This is a genomic window from Candidatus Rhabdochlamydia sp. W815 (genome assembly GCF_018642185.1).
Classification (GTDB): domain Bacteria; phylum Chlamydiota; class Chlamydiia; order Chlamydiales; family Rhabdochlamydiaceae; genus Rhabdochlamydia; species Rhabdochlamydia oedothoracis.
In genome coordinates this window covers 1-1,164 of record NZ_JAAVTY010000186.1, presented here as the reverse complement: position 1 = coordinate 1,164, position 1,164 = coordinate 1, and the positions used below count along the sequence as shown (strand labels likewise).

Annotated in this window: 2 protein-coding genes; one reads left to right on the top strand and one right to left on the bottom strand. The window is 36.3% G+C overall.

The features are described 5' to 3' along the window. Nucleotides 1-350: 350 nt before the first annotated feature. On the bottom strand, nucleotides 351-776 hold the full coding sequence (locus RHOW815_RS08160) for a transposase (RefSeq protein WP_215217788.1): 426 nt from the start codon (nucleotides 774-776) through the stop codon (nucleotides 351-353). A gap of 140 nt (nucleotides 777-916) precedes the next feature. Here RHOW815_RS08160 and RHOW815_RS08910 point away from each other — a divergent pair, with 140 nt between their 5' ends. Beyond that, on the top strand, nucleotides 917-1,051 hold the full coding sequence (locus RHOW815_RS08910; protein WP_256439941.1) for a hypothetical protein: 135 nt from the start codon (nucleotides 917-919) through the stop codon (nucleotides 1,049-1,051). Nucleotides 1,052-1,164 lie beyond the last annotated feature (113 nt).

The following is a 1,164-nucleotide window of genomic DNA, read 5'->3' as shown; positions in this document are numbered from 1 at the left end:
CAAGAGGTTCTCTAATTGCACACAAGGGGAATATAAATTCTCTTAATTCTTCATAAGCTCTCCGAGCCGATATTTTGCTTGCAAAATAAAAGGCGTTTTTTAACATATTGGACAGCAAAGTTTAATGCGGGAGATAAGTCCAGGGTTCTCTGCGGAGTCTTTTTTTGAAGAAAACTATTTGAGGTTCTTCGCTCCATTATGCTATCCGAAATGAAATGGGCAAGACAATGTCTATTACGGCTTCTAAGAGCCAACTTCTTGTCGTCTTTGCCTATTTCTTCGGTTTTTCTCCTACAAAAATTTTAGCTACTTTTCTTAATGTACTTTTCTATTTCTAAAAAGATGTGTTTTTAAGCTACTTTTGGCTCGCCATAAATAAATTCTTTTTGTTCGATCAGCATCTTGTGCATGATCACGGATAACTTTCTACCCACTGCTAAAGCGGCTTTCTTCATCCCTTTTTTTCGCATAATTTTTAATCCCCAAGCTTTCACTTTACTCCATTTCTTACTTCGTGTGCGCATTACCATTCCGGCCTCAACTAACAAAGACCTAAGTTCATTGGATCCACATTTCGAAATTATTCCCTGTCTTTGCACCTCTCCAGAGGCATATTGTTTGGGAGTCATACCAAGATAAGCTCCTACTGATTTAGAAGCTTTGAAGCGGGCTGGATCAAACATTTCTGTTTTATAGGTTAATGCTGTTACAGGTCCTATGCCAGGAATTGTCATAAGCTGCTTTACTTCTTTATCTTGACTGACTAGTTTAAGCATTTCTTTATCCAGTTTTTCTACTTGCTCGACTATTTTGTCAAAGGTGCTTAATAGAGATGTTATACTTAAAGTCTTTTCAAGTTTGAAGTGCACAGAAGAATTAAAAAAAAGAATAAGCAGGCGATGAAAGAATCTCTATTGTGATTTTTAACAATCAAACACAAGGAGAGACCTTGCCTAAAGGCTACCATCACCTAACCTATGACCAAAGATGTCAGATTTATATTTTACAAGCTAGAGGAGATACATCTAGCTCAATAGCAAACATTCTATAGTTATTTAAATCGACATTGATAAAACAGCTTGATCTAAGGCTTCGGATAAATTAGCTACAGTAGGTAAAAGTTCTCGGATTTTCGTTTTCATATTGGCCCAATATTTTTCGATA